Origin of the sequence: uncultured Allobosea sp. (assembly GCF_945957345.1) — a bacterium.
In the GTDB taxonomy this organism is placed as follows: domain Bacteria; phylum Pseudomonadota; class Alphaproteobacteria; order Rhizobiales; family Beijerinckiaceae; genus Allobosea.
Genome location: NZ_CAMFKW010000021.1, coordinates 1 through 15,722 on the forward strand (window position 1 = coordinate 1; position 15,722 = coordinate 15,722).

The following is a 15,722-nucleotide window of genomic DNA, read 5'->3' on the forward strand; positions in this document are numbered from 1 at the left end:
CCGTGCGCGATCCGGCGATGCCGACGCATCAGGGCCTGTACGATCCCAATAACGAAAAAGACTCGTGCGGCGTCGGCTTCATCGCCGACATGAAGAACCGCAAGAGCCATGCGATCGTGCAGCAGGGCCTGCAGATCCTGCACAATATCGACCATCGCGGCGCGGTCGGGGCCGACCCGAAGCTCGGCGACGGCTGCGGCATCCTGGTCCAGATCCCCGACCAGTTCTTCCGCGAGGAGACCGCGCGGCTCGGCATCACCCTGCCGGAGCCCGGTCACTACGCGATCGGCCAGTTCTTCATGCCGCGCGATCCGGCGGCTCGGGCGCTCTGCGAGGAGATCATCTCGCAAGCCGTGGCGGAGGAGGGACTCGTCTTCCTCGGCTGGCGCGACGTGCCGGTCGACAACCGCGATCTCGGCCAGGCCGTGCTCGCGACCGAGCCGGTGCATCGCCAACTCTTCGTCGGCCGTCCGGAGGATATCACCGACGAGGACGAGTTCGAGCGGCAGGTCTATGTCCTGCGCAAGTCGGTCTCGAACAAGGTCTACAAGCATCAGGAGCGCAAGACGGCGGAGTACTATCCCGTCTCGATGTCCTGCCGCACCATCGTCTACAAGGGCATGGTGCTGGTCAACCAGCTCGGCTCCTATTTCAAGGATTTGCAGGACGAGCGCTTCGTCAGCGCGCTGGCGCTGGTTCACCAGCGCTTCGCCACCAACACCTTCCCGTCCTGGCGCCTCGCCCATCCCTACCGGATGGTCGCCCATAACGGCGAGATCAACACGCTGCGCGGCAACGTCAACTGGATGGCGGCGCGGCAGGCGAGCGTCGATTCCGACCTGTTCGGCTCGGATATCTCGAAGCTCTGGCCGATTTCCTACGAGGGCCAGTCCGACACCGCCTGCTTCGACAACGCGCTCGAATTCCTGGTGCAGGGCGGTTATTCGCTGGCCCATGCGATGATGATGCTCGTGCCGGAGGCGTGGAACGGCAACCCGCTGATGAACGAGGAGCGGCGCGCCTTCTACGAATATCACGCCGCGCTGATGGAGCCTTGGGACGGGCCGGCGGCGATCGCCTTCACCGACGGGCGCCAGATCGGCGCGACGCTGGACCGCAACGGCCTGCGCCCCGCGCGCTATCTCGTCACCGAGGACGGGCTCGTGGTGCTGGCGTCGGAATTCGGCGTGCTGCCGATCCCGGAGGAGACAATCGTCGAGAAGTGGCGGCTCCAGCCCGGCAAGATGCTGCTGATCGATCTCGAACAGGGCCGCATCATCGGCGACGACGAGATCAAGACCTCGCTCTGCCTCGCCAACCCCTACAAGGACTGGCTGAAGCGGACCCAGATCGTGCTGGAGGAGCTGCCGCCGGTCGAGGCGCGGGCCTCGCGCACCGACGTGCCGCTGCTCGATCGCCAGCAGGCTTTCGGCTACACCACCGAGGATGTACGCCTGCTGATGGCGCCGATGGCGGTGACCGGCCAGGAAGCGGTCGGCTCGATGGGCACGGACACGCCGATCTCGGCGCTCTCGCTCAAGTCGAAGCTGCTCTACACCTATTTCAAGCAGAACTTCGCGCAGGTGACGAACCCGCCGATCGACCCGATCCGCGAGGAGTTGGTGATGAGCCTGCTCTCCTTCATCGGGCCGCGTCCGAACATCCTCGATCTGGAAGGTACCTCGCGCCGCAAGCGCCTGGAGGTCCGCACCCCGATCCTGACCAATGACGATCTCGAGAAGATCCGCTGTATCGGCCATTACGAGGACCGCTTCGACACCAAGACGATCGACTTCACCTATCCGGCGCGCGAGGGTGCGGCCGGAATGGGCGGCGCCGTGGCGCGGCTCTGCGAGCGCGCGGAAGCTGCGGTCCATGGCGGCTACAACATCATCATCCTGTCCGACCGGCAGGTCGGGCCGGACCGCATCCCGATCCCGGCGCTGCTGGCGACGGCGGCGGTGCATCATCACCTGATCCGCAAGGGCCTGCGCACCTCGGTCGGCCTCGTCGTGGAATCCGGCGAGCCGCGCGAGATCCATCATTTCTGCTGCCTTGCCGGCTACGGCGCCGAGGCGATCAACCCCTATCTCGCCTTCGACACCCTGCTCGACCAGCATGAGCAGGGCGCCTTCCCCGAGGAGGTCGATGCCGACGAGGTGGTGAAGCGCTACATCAAGTCGGTCGGCAAGGGCGTGCTCAAGGTGATGTCCAAGATGGGCATCTCGACCTACCAGTCCTATTGCGGCGCGCAGATCTTCGACGCCGTCGGCCTGAAGAGCGCCTTCGTCGACAAGTTCTTCTTCGGCACGGGCACGGCGATCGAGGGCGTCGGCCTCGACGAGATTGCCGAGGAAAGCGTGCGTCGGCATCGCGACGCCTTCGGCGACTCGCCGCTCTACCGCAACAGCCTCGATATCGGCGGCGAGTACATGTACCGCGTCCGCGGCGAGGACCATGTCTGGAAGCCGGACGTGGTCGCCTCGCTCCAGCATGCGGTGCGCCTCAACGCGCAGGATCGCTACGAGGAGTTCGCGCAGCAGGTCAACGACGATGCGCAGCGGCTCAGCACCATCCGCGGCCTGTTCAAGGTCAAGATGGCCACCGATAACGGCCGCGCGCCCGTGCCGCTGGAGAGCGTCGAACCCGCCGCCGAGATCGTGAAGCGCTTCGCCACCGGCGCGATGTCCTTCGGCTCGATCTCGCGCGAGGCGCATGAGACGATCGCGCTTGCGATGAACCAGATCGGCGGCAAGTCGAACACCGGCGAGGGCGGCGAGGAGCCGATCCGCTTCCGGCCGATGCCGGATGGGCGCTCGAAGCGCTCGGCGATCAAGCAGATCGCATCCGGCCGCTTCGGCGTCACCACCGAGTATCTCGTCAATGCCGACGTGATGCAGATCAAGGTCGCGCAGGGTGCCAAGCCCGGCGAGGGCGGCCAGCTCCCCGGCCACAAGGTCGATGCCAAGATCGCCCGGACCCGGCATTCGACGCCGGGCGTCGGCCTGATCTCGCCGCCGCCGCACCATGATATCTATTCGATCGAAGATTTGGCGCAGCTCATCTTCGACCTGAAGAACGTCAATCCCTCGGCCGATGTCTCGGTGAAGCTCGTCTCCGAGATCGGCGTCGGCACGGTTGCGGCCGGCGTCGCCAAGTCGCGCGCCGACCACATCACCATCTCCGGCTTCGAGGGCGGCACGGGCGCGAGCCCGCTGACCTCGCTGAAGCATGCCGGCTCGCCCTGGGAGATCGGGCTGGCCGAGACGCAGCAGACGCTGGTGCTGAACCATCTGCGCGGCCGCGTCGCCTTGCAGGTCGATGGTGGGTTGCGCACGGGCCGGGACGTCGTCATCGGCGCGCTGCTCGGTGCCGACGAGTTCGGCTTCTCGACCGCGCCGCTGATCGCTGCCGGCTGCATCATGATGCGCAAGTGCCATCTCAACACCTGCCCGGTCGGCGTCGCGACGCAGGACCCGGTGCTGCGCAAGCGCTTCAAGGGCCTGCCCGAGCATGTCGTGAACTACTTCTTCTTCGTGGCCGAGGATGTCCGCCGGATCATGGCGGAGATGGGCTTCACCAAGATCGAGGAGATCGTCGGCCGCTCGGACCTGCTCGACAAGCGCGACGCGATCGAACACTGGAAGGCGAACGGGCTCGACTTCACCAAGCTCTTCCACAAGGTCGACCTGCCGGGCGTGGCGATCCGCCATGTCGAGTTGCAGAAGCACCCGATCGACACCGTGCTCGACCGCCAGCTCCTCGCCGAGGCGACCAATGCGATCGAGACCGGCACGCCGGTCGTGATCGAGAAGCCAGTGGGCAATGTCGACCGCAGCACGGGTGCGATGCTCTCGGGCGCCGTCGCCAAGAAGTACGGTCATGCCGGCCTGCCGGAAGACACGATCACCGTGAAGCTCAAGGGCACCTCCGGTCAGAGCTTCGCGGCCTTCCTCGCGGCCGGCGTCACGGTCGAGCTCACCGGCCAGGCCAACGACTATGTCGCCAAGGGCCTGTCCGGCGGCAAGGTCATCGTGAAGCCCGACCCGGCGACCAAGGCTGTGGCCGAGCGCTCGATCATCGTCGGCAACACCGTGCTCTACGGCGCGATCGCGGGCGAGGCCTATTTCCGGGGCGTCGCCGGCGAGCGCTTCGCGGTGCGCAATTCCGGCGCCATCGCGGTGGTGGAAGGCACGGGCGACCATGGCTGCGAGTACATGACCGGCGGCGTCGTCGCGGTCATCGGCCAGACCGGGCGCAATTTCGCGGCCGGCATGTCGGGCGGCATCGCCTATGTCCTGGACGAGGACGGCACCTTCAAGTCGCGCTGCAACCTCTCGATGGTCGATCTCGAACCGGTCGAGGAGGAAGAGGACCTGATGGAGCGGCTGCACCATCACGGCGGCGATCTCGAGCACAAGGGCCGGATCGACATGACCAACATGTCGGGCCACGATGAAGAGCGCCTGATGCAGATGCTGACGAACCATGTCGACTACACCGGTTCGGAGCGCGCCCGCACCATCCTCGACAACTGGGCGGATTACCGCACCAAGTTCGTCAAGGTGATGCCGGTCGAGTACCGCCGCGCGCTGCGCGAGATGGAACAGGCCCGCACCTTGCAGGCTGCGGAATAAGCGAACGCCACCCCGCCGGGGCCGTCACGGCTCCGGCATCTCGATCAGGTTATGGCACGCGCACGGGAACGCCCCGCGCACACGGCGAGAGAAACGGCATGGGCAAGGTCACGGGCTTCCTCGAATTCGACCGGCAGGAGCAGAAGTATCAGCTCGCCGGCGACCGCATTCGCCACTTCCGCGAGTTCACGCTCCCGCTGGAAGAGCGCGATATCAAGAAGCAGGCGGCGCGCTGCATGGATTGCGGCATTCCGTTCTGCCATGGGCCGACCGGCTGCCCGGTCCATAACCAGATCCCGGACTGGAACGAGCTGGTCTATTCCGGCGGCTGGGAGGATGCTCTGCGCAACCTCCACTCCACCAACAACTTCCCGGAATTCACCGGCCGCATCTGTCCGGCTCCTTGCGAGGAAGCCTGCACGCTCAACCTCGAAAACATGCCGGTGACGATCAAGACGATCGAGCAGGCGATCGCCGACAAGGGCTGGGAAGAGGGCTGGATCGCGCCGGAAATCCCGGCGAAGCGCACCGGCAAGCGCATCGCCATCGTCGGCTCTGGCCCCGCCGGAATGGCTGCGGCGCAGCAGCTCGCCCGCGTCGGACACGATGTCCATCTCTATGAGCGCGAGGCCAAGGCCGGCGGCCTGCTGCGCTACGGCATCCCCGACTTCAAGATGGAGAAGAAGCATATCGACCGCCGGGTGAAGCAGATGGAGGCGGAAGGCGTGACCTTCCACTACAACGCCAATATCGGCGTGAACCTGCCCTTCGCCACGTTGATGGCCGAGCATGACGCGGTGCTGATGACCGGTGGTGCGGAAGCGCCGCGCGATCCCGGCCTGCCGGACACCAATCTAGCCGGTGTCCACTATGCGATGCCGTACCTGACCCAGCAGAACAAGCGCGTCGGCGGCGAGGACGTTTCGAGCCTCGAACCGATCAGCGCGGCCGGCAAGCATGTCGTCGTGGTCGGCGGCGGCGACACGGCCTCGGACTGCGTCGGCACCGCTTTCCGGCAGGGCGCGCTCTCGGTGACGCAGCTCGACATCCGGCCGATGGCGCCGGAGCTGGAGGACAAGCTCACCGTCTGGCCGTACTGGCCGACCAAGTTCCGCACCTCGTCCTCGCAGGCCGAAGGCGCCGAGCGCGAGTTCCAGGCGGCGACGCTCGGGCTGGAGGGCCGCAATGGCCGGCTCACCGGCGTGAAATGCGCCCGCGTCGACGAGAAGCGCAAGCCCATTCCCGGCACCGAATTCGTGCTTCAGGCCGATCTCTGCTTCCTCGCCATCGGCTTCGCCGGCTCGGTGATCGAAGGGATGATCGCGCAGTCGGGCGTAGGCGTAGACAAGCGCGCCAACGTCGTCGCCAATGACCGCGACTACAAGACCAGCGTCGGCAAGGTCTTCGTCGCGGGCGACATGCGCCGCGGCCAGTCGCTGGTGGTCTGGGCGATCCGCGAGGGCCGCCAGGCGGCCCATGCCATCGACAAGGAACTGATGGGCGCGACGATCCTCCCGGTGTGACGCTGGGCCGGGATCAGGATTGTCCCGGCTCTTCCAGCGGCCAGATCTCGACGACGCCATGCGCCACGGCGCAGGGCACGCCTGAAACGAGCGCGACGGCTTCCGCCATATCCGCGGCCTCGATGAGGGCGAAGCCGGCGATGGGTAGAGCCGTGGTCATGAACGGCCCATCCGTCGTGCTAACCCCGGTGGCATCCGGATTACGCACCTGCACCGGGCTTCCAGCCATGCCCATGACGGCACCGCGCGCGACGAGTGCCGCATCCTGGACATGGGCCGCGTCGCGGATTTCGGGCGCGGTACGGTCATAGCCGGCCCGGTCGCCATAGCCGATCGTGACGAATCTGGGCATCGCTGTGCCTCCTCCGCTCACCATCAATCCTGCGGATGCGCGGCGGTTCCGTGATCCGCGCCGCGCTCGTGCCCCTCATACCTGTGAAGCTCTGTTCACGGGCGCGGCCCCCGCTATGATCGCCGCCATGGAATCGAACCCGAAGGGGAAGCAGGCGCCGCGCCGTCGCTTCCATTGCCGCACCCGCGGACCTGTCTGCGCCCCGCGCTTCACCTCGCGGGGCTGACCGGGAACGCATTGTCGTCTCATCGTCAGCCTTTGTCGGCGCGCTCCTGCGCGCATGCCTGACTTCATGAGATTCCGATGTTCATGATCACCCTCAAAGACCTTTCGCTCACTCGCAGCGCGCCGCTTTTCGCTGGTCTCGACCTCGCCATCGCCAAGGGCGACCGGCTCGGCCTCGTCGCCGCCAATGGGCGCGGCAAATCCTCGCTCTTGCGTATCCTGGCCGGCAGCGAGGAAGCGAGTGGCGGGACGCTTACCCGGTCGCGCGGCCTCGTCACCGCCTTCGCACCGCAGGACCCGCCCGAGCGCCTGCTGCCGATGAGCCTTTATGATGCGGTGCTGGACGCGCTCGATGCCGAAGCGGCGGAGACCGAGAGCTGGCGCGTCGACGTGCTGCTCGACGATCTCATGGTGGAGGAGGGCCTGCGCAATCGCGCTGTGGGCAGCCTCTCCGGCGGCTGGCAGCGCACGATGTTGCTGGCGCGGGCGGTGGTGATCGAGCCCAACCTGCTGTTGCTGGACGAGCCGACCAACCATCTCGATCTCGAACGGATCGGCCTGCTGGAACGCTTCCTCGCCAATCTGCCGCGCGACTGCGCCGTGATCGCCGCCAGCCACGACCGCGCCTTCCTCGACGATGTCAGCACACGTACCTTGTTCCTGCGCCCGGCCGAGAGCGCTGATTTTGCGCTACCCTATTCGCGCGCTCTGCAGGCGCTGGAGGAGCGCGATGCGGCGCGCGACCGGCAGTTCGAGAACGAGATGCGCAAGGTTCGGGCGCTTCGTCAGCAGGCGGCGAAGCTGAAGAATATCGGCATCAATTCCGGCTCGGACCTGCTGGTGGTCAAGACCAAGCAACTCTCCGAGCGGGCCGACAAGCTGGAGGAGCAGGCCAAGCCCGGGCATAAGGAGCGTTCGGCTGGCACGATCCGGCTCGCCAGCAGCGGCACCCATGCCAAGGCGCTGGTCTCGATCAAGGAAACAGCTATCAGCACGCCGGACGGGCGCTTGCTGTTCCGAACCGGGCCGCTCTGGATCGAGAAGGGCGACCGGATCGCGCTGCTCGGAGCCAATGGCAGCGGCAAGACGCGCTTCGTCGCGCGCTTGCAGGCGGCGCTGGACGGCTCCGACCCGGAAATCCGTGGCGCTGCGACGCTGAAGGCCGGCTATTCCGACCAAGGTCTGTCGCAGCTCGACGCCTGGCGCACGCCCTGGGATGCGGTGAAGCATTCCAGCGATATCGGCGACCAGACGGCGCGCACCGTGCTGGCCGGCGCGGGGATTGCGAGCGATGCCCAGACCGCGCCGACGGCTCGCCTCTCAGGCGGGCAGCGGGCTCGGCTGGCGATGTTGCTGCTGCGCCTGACCGAGCCGAATTTCTACCTGCTGGACGAGCCGACCAACCATCTCGATATCGAGGGGCAGGACATGCTGGAGAGTGAACTGATCAAGCAGGAGACGGCCTGCCTGCTGGTCAGCCATGATCGCGCCTTCGTGCGGGCGGTGGCGACGCGGATCTGGGTGATCACCGGCAAGAAACTGGTCGAGGTCGACGATCCCGATCCGGTTTTCGACCGGCTGATGGCGGGATGAAGGGACGGCTGAAGCGAACGATTGGACTTTGCGGCGACGCCGGCTGAAGCTCGGCGCCGACCTCACACGAGCCTGCCGCATGCCGAAGAAACCTGTTCCGCACCCGGTTCTATCGACGCCGCGTCTGCGCCTGCGCCAGTTTCGCACCGACGATGTGGACGCGATGCATGCCTGCTTTGCCGATCCAGACGCGATGCGCTTCTGGAACACGCCTGTTCATACAAGACTGATCGAAACCGAGCGCTCCGTGCGCAACTTCATCGACTGCACGCCGTCCTATTACCGGTTCTGGGCCGTCGCCGATGCCGAAACCGATCGCTGCCTGGGCCTGGTCAATTACCATGACGGCCATATCCGCAGCCGGCGGGCGAGTATCGGCTACATCATCGACCCGGAGCATCATCGGCAAGGCATCGCCATGGAGGCGGTGACGGCGATGCTCGATTTCTGCTTCGGCGAACTCGGTCTGCATCGCCTCCAGGCCTTCATCCATCCGGAGAACCAGGCGTCGCTCCGCCTGATCGAGAAGCTCGGTTTCCGTCGCGAGGGCCTGCTGCGTGACCATCTGCGGGTTGGGGAAGATTGGCGGGATGACGCGCTCTACGCCCTGCTGACTGCCGAATGGCGTTCTCCGGTTCAGCGCGGCCAGCGGTAGTCGTCGAGCCGCCCCGAGACCGGGTCCGGCGCGATGCCCTGACCGAAGACGCGTTCGAGCTGGATGGCGGCATCGCCGCGCCCGCGCGCCTCGGTGATCGAGGCGAGCAGCGGTTGCTCGGAGGCCGTGGCCAGGCCGGTGAGCGGCTGGATCGGCCCGGCGAGCGGGCGCGCCTGCAAGGCGGCGGGCAGGCCGATCGTGGGCACGCCCGCGACCATCTGGTCGATCAGGCGCTCGACGCCGCCGGGCTGGAGCTCGGGGGCGGTCGGGGCGCCGGTCTCGGGCGAGACGGGCAGGGCGATGACGCTGCTCTGCGGCGCGGTCTCGATCATGCGGCGGATGACGAGGTCGACGAAATGCGCGGCCTTGCGCGCGCCAGCGGCGGTGAAATGGATGCCGTCGCCGAGACGCAGCCGCACCGGCTGGCCGGATACGTCGGGGCCGGTCGCCGTATAGCGGTTCTCGGCATCGACGAAGCCGCCCCAGAGATCGACATATTGCCCGCCCGCCTTCTCGACGCGCTGGCGATAGAGATCGTTGAGGGTGACGAGATCGGCGGAGAGGCGCCCGTTCTGCATCGGCGGCGCGCCGACCCAGATCAGCGGCACGCGCTTGCCGGCGAAGGCGTTGGCGATGGCGTCGACACGGTCGCGATAGAGCTCGAGCCAGCGCGGGCTCAAGGGCTCGTGGACGGCTTCGCCCTCGCGGATCGGCTGGCGATCGTTGAGGCCGAGCAGGATGACGCCGATGCTGATCTTCTGGTCGCTGGCGAGGAGATCGGAGACGGCTTTCGGCCAGTCGTAGAAATCGCTACGGACGAGGCCGGAATCGGGCTTGGCCTTGTGGACCACCTCGACATCCGGGCGATTGTTGAGGGCGTCGTCCAGTCCATTCGCCAGGAGATTGGCGAGGGAATCGCCCATCACCACGATATGGCTGCTGACATCAACCTTGGGGATGATCGGGTCGTCGCGGACGATGACGGGGGCCTCGCGGCGGCGGACCACAGGCGCGACGCGCTGGCGCGGCTGCGGCGCCACGGTCCGTGGCTGAGCTGGCAGTTGCCAGAACATCTGGAACAGGCTGCGCTGCTGCTGTTGCGGCTGCTGGGCGAGGGAGATCGGCCCGCCCGTCAGGAGGAGCAGGCAGGCGGCAACCAGAACCATGGCGAGCGAGCGCAGGCGCATAGGCCGATCCGGCGGTTCCTCTTTGCCCCATTATAGGCCGGAGCGGGCCCGAAGTCAGCGCTTGCCGCGCAGCTTGGTGAGCAGGGCCGGGGTCGGGTAGCCGTCGGCGATCTCGCCGGCGCTGATCTGGTAGCGGCGGACCGCCTCGCGCGTGCCGGTGCCGATCCGGCCATCGGCATCGTGGTTGTAGAGGCCGATGGCTTTCAGGCGGTTCTGGAGATCGCGGGTCGCGGCCATGTCGAGGCGCGGCGCCTTGGTCGGCCAGCTCGCCTGGATGGCGGCGCGCCCGGCGATCCGGTCGCCGAGATGGCCGACGGCCATCGCATAGGCATCCGAGGAATTGTATTTCTTGATGACGTCGAAATTGGCGGTGAGCAGCATCACCGGGCCGGTATGGCCGGCCGGATAGAACAGGCGGCCTTCGCCGGAGGAGGGCAGGCGGCCGCCATCGGCGCGACGCACGCCGGCAGAGGCGAAGCTGGCGAAGCTCGCCTTGTCCAGGCGATAGTCGAAGCCATCCGGCAGCGTCACCTCCATGCCCCAGGGCAGGCCGGGCACCCAACCATAGCCCTTGAGGTAATTGGCGGTGGAGGCGATGGCGTCGCTCGACGAGGTCCAGATGTCGGCATGGCCGTTGCCGGTCCAGTCGACCGCGTATTTCATGTAGCTCGACGGCATGAACTGGGTATGGCCCATGGCGCCAGCCCAGGAGCCCTTCAGTTCGCTGCGCTCGACATAGCCCTTCTCGATCAGTTCGAGGGCGGTCAGCAGTTCATCGCGGAAGAAGTCGCCGCGGTAGCGAATCGAGGCGAGTGTCGCCAGCGAGCGGATGACGTCCTTGTTGCCCTTGAACGAGCCGAAATTGGTCTCCATGCCCCAGACGCCAAGGACGACCTCCTTGGGCACGCCATAGCGCGCCTCGACCTGGGAGAGCACAGAGGCATTCTCGGCTGCGGCTTCACGCCCGCGCTGGATGCGCGCGCCGCCGACGGCATTTTCGAGATAGCTCCAGATCGGGGCGCTGAACTCGGCCTGCTTCTTCGTCAGGGCGACGATCGAGGCGTCAGGCGTCACGTTACGGAAGGCGAGATCGAAGGTCGCGCGCGAGATGCCGCGTGCCTGAGCCTGCGGCCATAGCCGCTGCAGGAAGATGTCGAAGGAGGCGCTGGCCGGTGTTGCCTGTGCATTGCGCGCATGGGCGCCGGAGACGTTGATCGAGCCGGTCGTCTGGGCCAGCGCCGGCGCCAGGCTGATCAAGGCCGCAGCTGCGATGACGGACAGGCGCATGGACACTCCCGCAGGATACCGGATGGAAACACCTTCACAGCGCCCTAACAAGATTAATCAGTGGTTAATTCGCTTCTGGAACGTTGCGGTATTCGTGATTTGACAAGCTTCGGCGATTGTCAGACTCTTGCTCAATGAATAGCGCGTCCCTCTTCCGCCGCGGTCTGCACCGCTCGGGCAACCTCATCGCGGGCTTCTAGCCCCGGGCCTGTCGCGCGTCGCGCCTCCGGTTCGGGGGGCGCTCCTCTCACCAATTTCCCTGCGAGTTCGACCTTTCCTGATGCCGCGCGGGTTTGTCCGCCGGCGGGCGCTCGCGTTTTCGATGAAAGACCTGTTCCAATGACCGCCAAGCGTCCCGCCATCACCGTCACGGCCGCGGACCACGCCATGCTGAGCCGCATCGCGGCCGGCGCGGCCCACACCATGCCCGAGCTTGCCGCCGAGCTGACCCATGAGCTCGACCGTGCCCGCATCCTCGCCGGGAGCAAGGTCTCCGCCGAGCATGCCCGGATCGGCAGCCGGATCGTCTATCGCGACGAGAGCACCAAGCGGGAAACGACTGTCACGCTGGTCTGGCCTGAGCATGCCGATATCGAGAAGAACCGGATCTCGGTGATGACGCCGATCGGCGTCGCGCTGATCGGCATGGCGGCCGAGCGTTCGATCGACTGGACGACCCGCTCCGGCGATGTGAAGCGCCTGACGGTGCTCGCGGTGCACGAGCCGGCCGAGGAGCCGGCTGCGTCCTGATCGCGACCGGAAAGCTCAGGCGGAGGCGTTCTTCGTCCTGAGCTTTTCTTCCCAGGCGAGCGCCTGGCCGACGATCTCCTCGAGATCGTCATGCTCGGGCTGCCAGCCGAGTTCGGCGCGGATACGGTCGGCCCTGGCGATCAGCGAGGCCGGATCGCCGGCACGGCGCTCCGCCAGCGTCACCGGGAAATCGACGCCGGAGACCTTCTTCACGACCTCGACGACCTCCTTCACCGAATAGCCCCGGCCATAGCCGCAGTTGAGCGTCAGGCTTGCTCCGCCGCTGCGCAGATGGTCGAGCGCGGCGAGATGGGCGCGGGCGAGGTCCGTGACGTGAATATAGTCGCGCACGCAGGTGCCGTCCGGCGTCCCGTAATCGGTGCCGAAGACGGTCAGGCCGTCGCGCTGGCCGAGCGCCGCCTGGCTCGCGACCTTGATGAGATGGGTGGCGTTCGGCGAGGACTGGCCGGAGCGCAGCTTCGGATCGGCGCCGGCGACGTTGAAATAGCGCAGCGCGACATAAGAAAAGCCATGCGCCTTCGCCGCGTCCTGCAGCATCCACTCGCTCATCAGCTTGGAGCGGCCATAGGGGTTGATCGGGTTGAGCGCGATCTCCTCCGGCACCGGCGAGACCGGCGGCTCGCCATAGACGGCGGCGGTGGAGGAGAAGATGACGTGCTTCACACCCTTGCGGGCTGCACTCTCGATCAGGGCGCGGGTCTTCACCGTATTGTTGAAATAATAGCCCAGAGGATCGGTGACGGATTCCGGAACCACGATCCTGGCGGCGAAATGCGCAATCTCGGTGATGTCGTATTCGCCGATCAGGCCCTCGACGAGTTCCTGGTTGCCGATATCACCCTGGACGAAGATCGCCTCGGGCGGCACCGCCCACCAGAAGCCCGTGGAGAGATTGTCGAGCACCACCACCTTCTCGCCGCGGTCCAGCAATTCAAGGACCATATGGCTGCCGATGTAGCCGGCGCCGCCGGAAACCAATACCGCCATCGTCTCTCTCGCCTCATCTTTGTCAGGAACCGGACTTATCGAAAAACCGTTGACGGCTTCTCAAGGCCTGTCAGCTAATACCGCCTGATGGCCCGCAACCATGACAGTTGTACGGCCGTTCCCATCATCGCCTGGCTTCGGCAAGGCTATTGCGCCCAATGGATTTTTCATGACGAAACGCATCCGCAAGGCCGTTCTTCCCGTCGCTGGTCTTGGCACCCGCTTCCTGCCCGCCACCAAGGCGATCCCGAAGGAGATGCTCACCATCGTCGACCGACCGGTCGTGCAGCATGTCGTGGATGAGGCGCGCGCCGCCGGCATCGAGCATTTCATCTTCGTCACCGGCCGCAACAAGGCTGTGATCGAGGACCATTTCGACATGGCCTACGAGCTCGACGACACGCTCGCCAAGCGCAACAAGGTGAAGGAGCTGGAGGCGCTGAAGCACGACCTGCCGGCTGCCGGCGCGACCAGCTTCACCCGCCAGCAGGCGCCGCTGGGCCTGGGCCATGCCGTCTGGTGCGCGCGAGAGATCGTCGGCGAGGAGCCCTTCGCGCTGCTGCTGCCGGACATGCTGCATTACAGCGCCGGAAAGGGCTGCCTTGCCGAGATGATCGACGCCTATGAGCAGCATGGCGGCAACCACATTGCCGTCGCGCCGGTGCCGGACGATCAGACGCATCAATACGGCATTGTCGGCGTCGAGGACGCCAAGGCCAAGGTCTCGAAGATCACCGGCATGGTCGAGAAGCCGGCGAAAGGCACGGCCCCGTCCAACCTGCACATTTCCGGTCGCTATATCCTGCAGCCGACGATCTTCAACCTGCTCGCCAACCAGGAAAAGGGCGCAGGCGGCGAGATCCAGCTGACCGATTCGATGATCGCGCTGTCGCATCTGGAGCCGTTCTTCGCGGTGCGCTTCGACGGCGATATCTACGATGCCGGCTCGAAGATCGGCTTTCTGGCGGCGAATGTCGCCTATGCGCTCGACCGGGGCGACCTCGGCCCGCAACTGCGCGCGGAAATCGAGAAGCTGCTCGACCGCTGAGCCGCGCAGCCGTTCAACTCAGCCCTCGTCCTGAAGCGCTGTTCCGACTAGGAATGGCGCCTTCAAGGGTGAGGGTTTGCGTCTTGCTGACGGTGCAAAGTTGAGTGACCAGAGCCTCGTCTTCGACCGTGCGCTCGGCCGTTCGCGGTTGAGGCGCGCGCTTGCCGGCGACTATCCGGATTTTCTGCTGCAGCGCGCGGCCGGTGATCTGGAGGAGCGGCTCGGCGCGGTGCTGCGGGAGTTCGCGGTCGCGGCCGACCTCGGCACGGCCTTGCCTGTGGTCGCGCCGGTGCTGGCGCAACGCGCCGGGCGGCTTCTGCGCATGGCCGAGGCGGAAGGGACGCCGGCCGATGTCGTCGGCGATCTCGAAAGCCTGCCCTTCGCCGCCGGTTCGCTTGATCTCGCCGTCTCGCTGCTGGCGCTCCATGGCGTCAACGACTTGCCCGGCGCGCTCATCCAGATCAAGCGGGCGCTCAGGCCGGACGGCCTGTTCATGGGCTGCCTGCTCGGCGGGCGGACTTTGCAGGAACTCAGGCAGGCATTGCTCGAAGCCGAGAGCGAGACGACGGGCGGGGTCAGTCCGCGCGTCGCGCCTTTCGCCGACCTGCGCGATCTCGGCGGATTGCTGCAACGGGCCGGCTTTGCGCTGCCGGTCATCGACAGCGAGATTGTCACGGTGCGCTATCGCGACGCCTTCGGGCTGTTCCGCGACCTGCGCGCCATGGGCTGGGCCAATGTGCTCGTGGCCCGGCGTAAGACGCCGCTCCGGCGCGAGACGCTGCTGCGCGCGGCCTCGCTCTATGCCGAGCGCTTTGCCGACCCGGACGGGCGTTTGCCCGCGACCTTCGAATTCGTCTGGGTCTCCGGCTGGGCCCCGCATGAGAGTCAGCAGAAGCCATTGAAGCCCGGCTCGGCCAAGGCACGATTGGCCGATGCGCTCGGCGTGCCGGAGATCAAGGCGGGCGAGAAGCCGGGAGGCGCGGAATGAGCGAACGCCAGCCGCGCCTGACCCGCGCCGATTTCCGCGTCTTCCGCGCTATTCCGACGCGCTGGCACGACAACGACGTCTTCGGACACGTCAACAACGTCGTCTATTACGGCTGGTTCGATACGGCGGTGAATGCCTGGCTGATCGAGAACGGCTTCCTCGACCTTGCCGGCAGCGAGATCGTCGGGCTCGTGGTCGAGACCGGCTGCACCTATTTCGAGAGCGTCGCCTTCCCGGAGACCGTGGAGGCCGGGATCGCGGTCGAGCGGCTCGGCAACAGCTCCGTCACCTATCGGATCGGCATCTTCCGGCATGGCGGCACGCAGGCGGCGGCGCAAGGGCGCTTCACCCATGTCTATGTCGAGCGCGCGAGCCAGAAGCCGGTGCCGATCCCGGCGCCGCTTAGGGGGGCGTTGGCGGCCATCCCGAGCTGAAAAGGACCAGCTGCGCCGGGGAATGTTGTCTCGCG

General features: G+C 66.4%; 12 protein-coding genes. 8 read left to right on the plus strand and 4 right to left on the minus strand.

Annotated elements, in window-relative coordinates; translation table 11 throughout:
• The first annotated feature begins 2 nt into the window (after positions 1-2).
• Together gltB and Q0Q36_RS12125 are read left to right on the plus strand one after the other, a co-directional pair.
• Positions 3-4,637: a glutamate synthase large subunit gene (gene gltB / locus Q0Q36_RS12120; protein ID WP_293798435.1), complete on the plus strand. Its 4,635-nt coding sequence runs from the start codon at positions 3-5 to the stop codon at positions 4,635-4,637.
• 98 nt (positions 4,638-4,735) lie between these two features.
• The gene (locus Q0Q36_RS12125) at positions 4,736-6,160 is read left to right on the plus strand and encodes a glutamate synthase subunit beta (protein ID WP_293798436.1); all 1,425 of its coding nucleotides are present in this window, start codon (positions 4,736-4,738) and stop codon (positions 6,158-6,160) included.
• A gap of 13 nt (positions 6,161-6,173) precedes the next feature.
• On the opposite strand, the gene Q0Q36_RS12130 is transcribed toward Q0Q36_RS12125, so the two are convergent.
• Entirely contained in the window at positions 6,174-6,512 is a 339-nt protein-coding gene (locus tag Q0Q36_RS12130) for a YciI family protein (RefSeq protein WP_293798437.1), read from the minus strand.
• Between the two features lie 303 nt (positions 6,513-6,815).
• Here Q0Q36_RS12130 and Q0Q36_RS12135 point away from each other — a divergent pair, with 303 nt between their 5' ends.
• On the plus strand, positions 6,816-8,330 hold the full coding sequence (locus tag Q0Q36_RS12135; protein WP_293798439.1) for an ABC-F family ATP-binding cassette domain-containing protein: 1,515 nt from the start codon (positions 6,816-6,818) through the stop codon (positions 8,328-8,330).
• 79 nt (positions 8,331-8,409) lie between these two features.
• The gene (locus tag Q0Q36_RS12140; protein ID WP_293798440.1) at positions 8,410-8,985 is read left to right on the plus strand and encodes a GNAT family protein; all 576 of its coding nucleotides are present in this window, start codon (positions 8,410-8,412) and stop codon (positions 8,983-8,985) included.
• Here Q0Q36_RS12140 and Q0Q36_RS12145 read toward each other — a convergent pair.
• A complete protein-coding gene (locus Q0Q36_RS12145; RefSeq protein WP_293798441.1) occupies positions 8,967-10,172 on the minus strand; it encodes an SGNH family hydrolase in 1,206 nt (401 codons plus the stop codon). The genes Q0Q36_RS12140 and Q0Q36_RS12145 overlap by 19 nt on opposite strands.
• A gap of 54 nt (positions 10,173-10,226) precedes the next feature.
• Positions 10,227-11,459, minus strand: a complete 1,233-nt coding sequence (locus tag Q0Q36_RS12150; RefSeq protein ID WP_293798442.1) for a lytic murein transglycosylase — start codon at positions 11,457-11,459, stop codon at positions 10,227-10,229.
• A 339-nt stretch (positions 11,460-11,798) separates the two neighbouring features.
• On the opposite strand from Q0Q36_RS12150, the gene rnk reads away from it, so the two are divergent.
• Positions 11,799-12,209, plus strand: a complete 411-nt coding sequence (rnk, locus tag Q0Q36_RS12155) for a nucleoside diphosphate kinase regulator (RefSeq protein ID WP_293798443.1) — start codon at positions 11,799-11,801, stop codon at positions 12,207-12,209.
• 15 nt (positions 12,210-12,224) lie between these two features.
• On the opposite strand, the gene galE is transcribed toward rnk, so the two are convergent.
• Positions 12,225-13,217: a UDP-glucose 4-epimerase GalE gene (gene galE / locus Q0Q36_RS12160; protein WP_293798444.1), complete on the minus strand. Its 993-nt coding sequence runs from the start codon at positions 13,215-13,217 to the stop codon at positions 12,225-12,227.
• Positions 13,218-13,386: 169 nt separating this feature from the next.
• On the opposite strand from galE, the gene Q0Q36_RS12165 reads away from it, so the two are divergent.
• From Q0Q36_RS12165 to Q0Q36_RS12175, 3 genes are all read left to right on the plus strand, one after another.
• Complete coding sequence (locus Q0Q36_RS12165; RefSeq protein WP_293798445.1) at positions 13,387-14,265, plus strand: UTP--glucose-1-phosphate uridylyltransferase; 879 nt, start codon at positions 13,387-13,389, stop codon at positions 14,263-14,265.
• Positions 14,266-14,365: 100 nt separating this feature from the next.
• On the plus strand, positions 14,366-15,253 hold the full coding sequence (locus Q0Q36_RS12170; RefSeq protein WP_293798446.1) for a methyltransferase domain-containing protein: 888 nt from the start codon (positions 14,366-14,368) through the stop codon (positions 15,251-15,253).
• Entirely contained in the window at positions 15,250-15,687 is a 438-nt protein-coding gene (locus Q0Q36_RS12175; RefSeq protein ID WP_293798447.1) for a thioesterase family protein, read from the plus strand. Before Q0Q36_RS12170 ends, Q0Q36_RS12175 begins: the two co-directional genes overlap by 4 nt.
• Positions 15,688-15,722 lie beyond the last annotated feature (35 nt).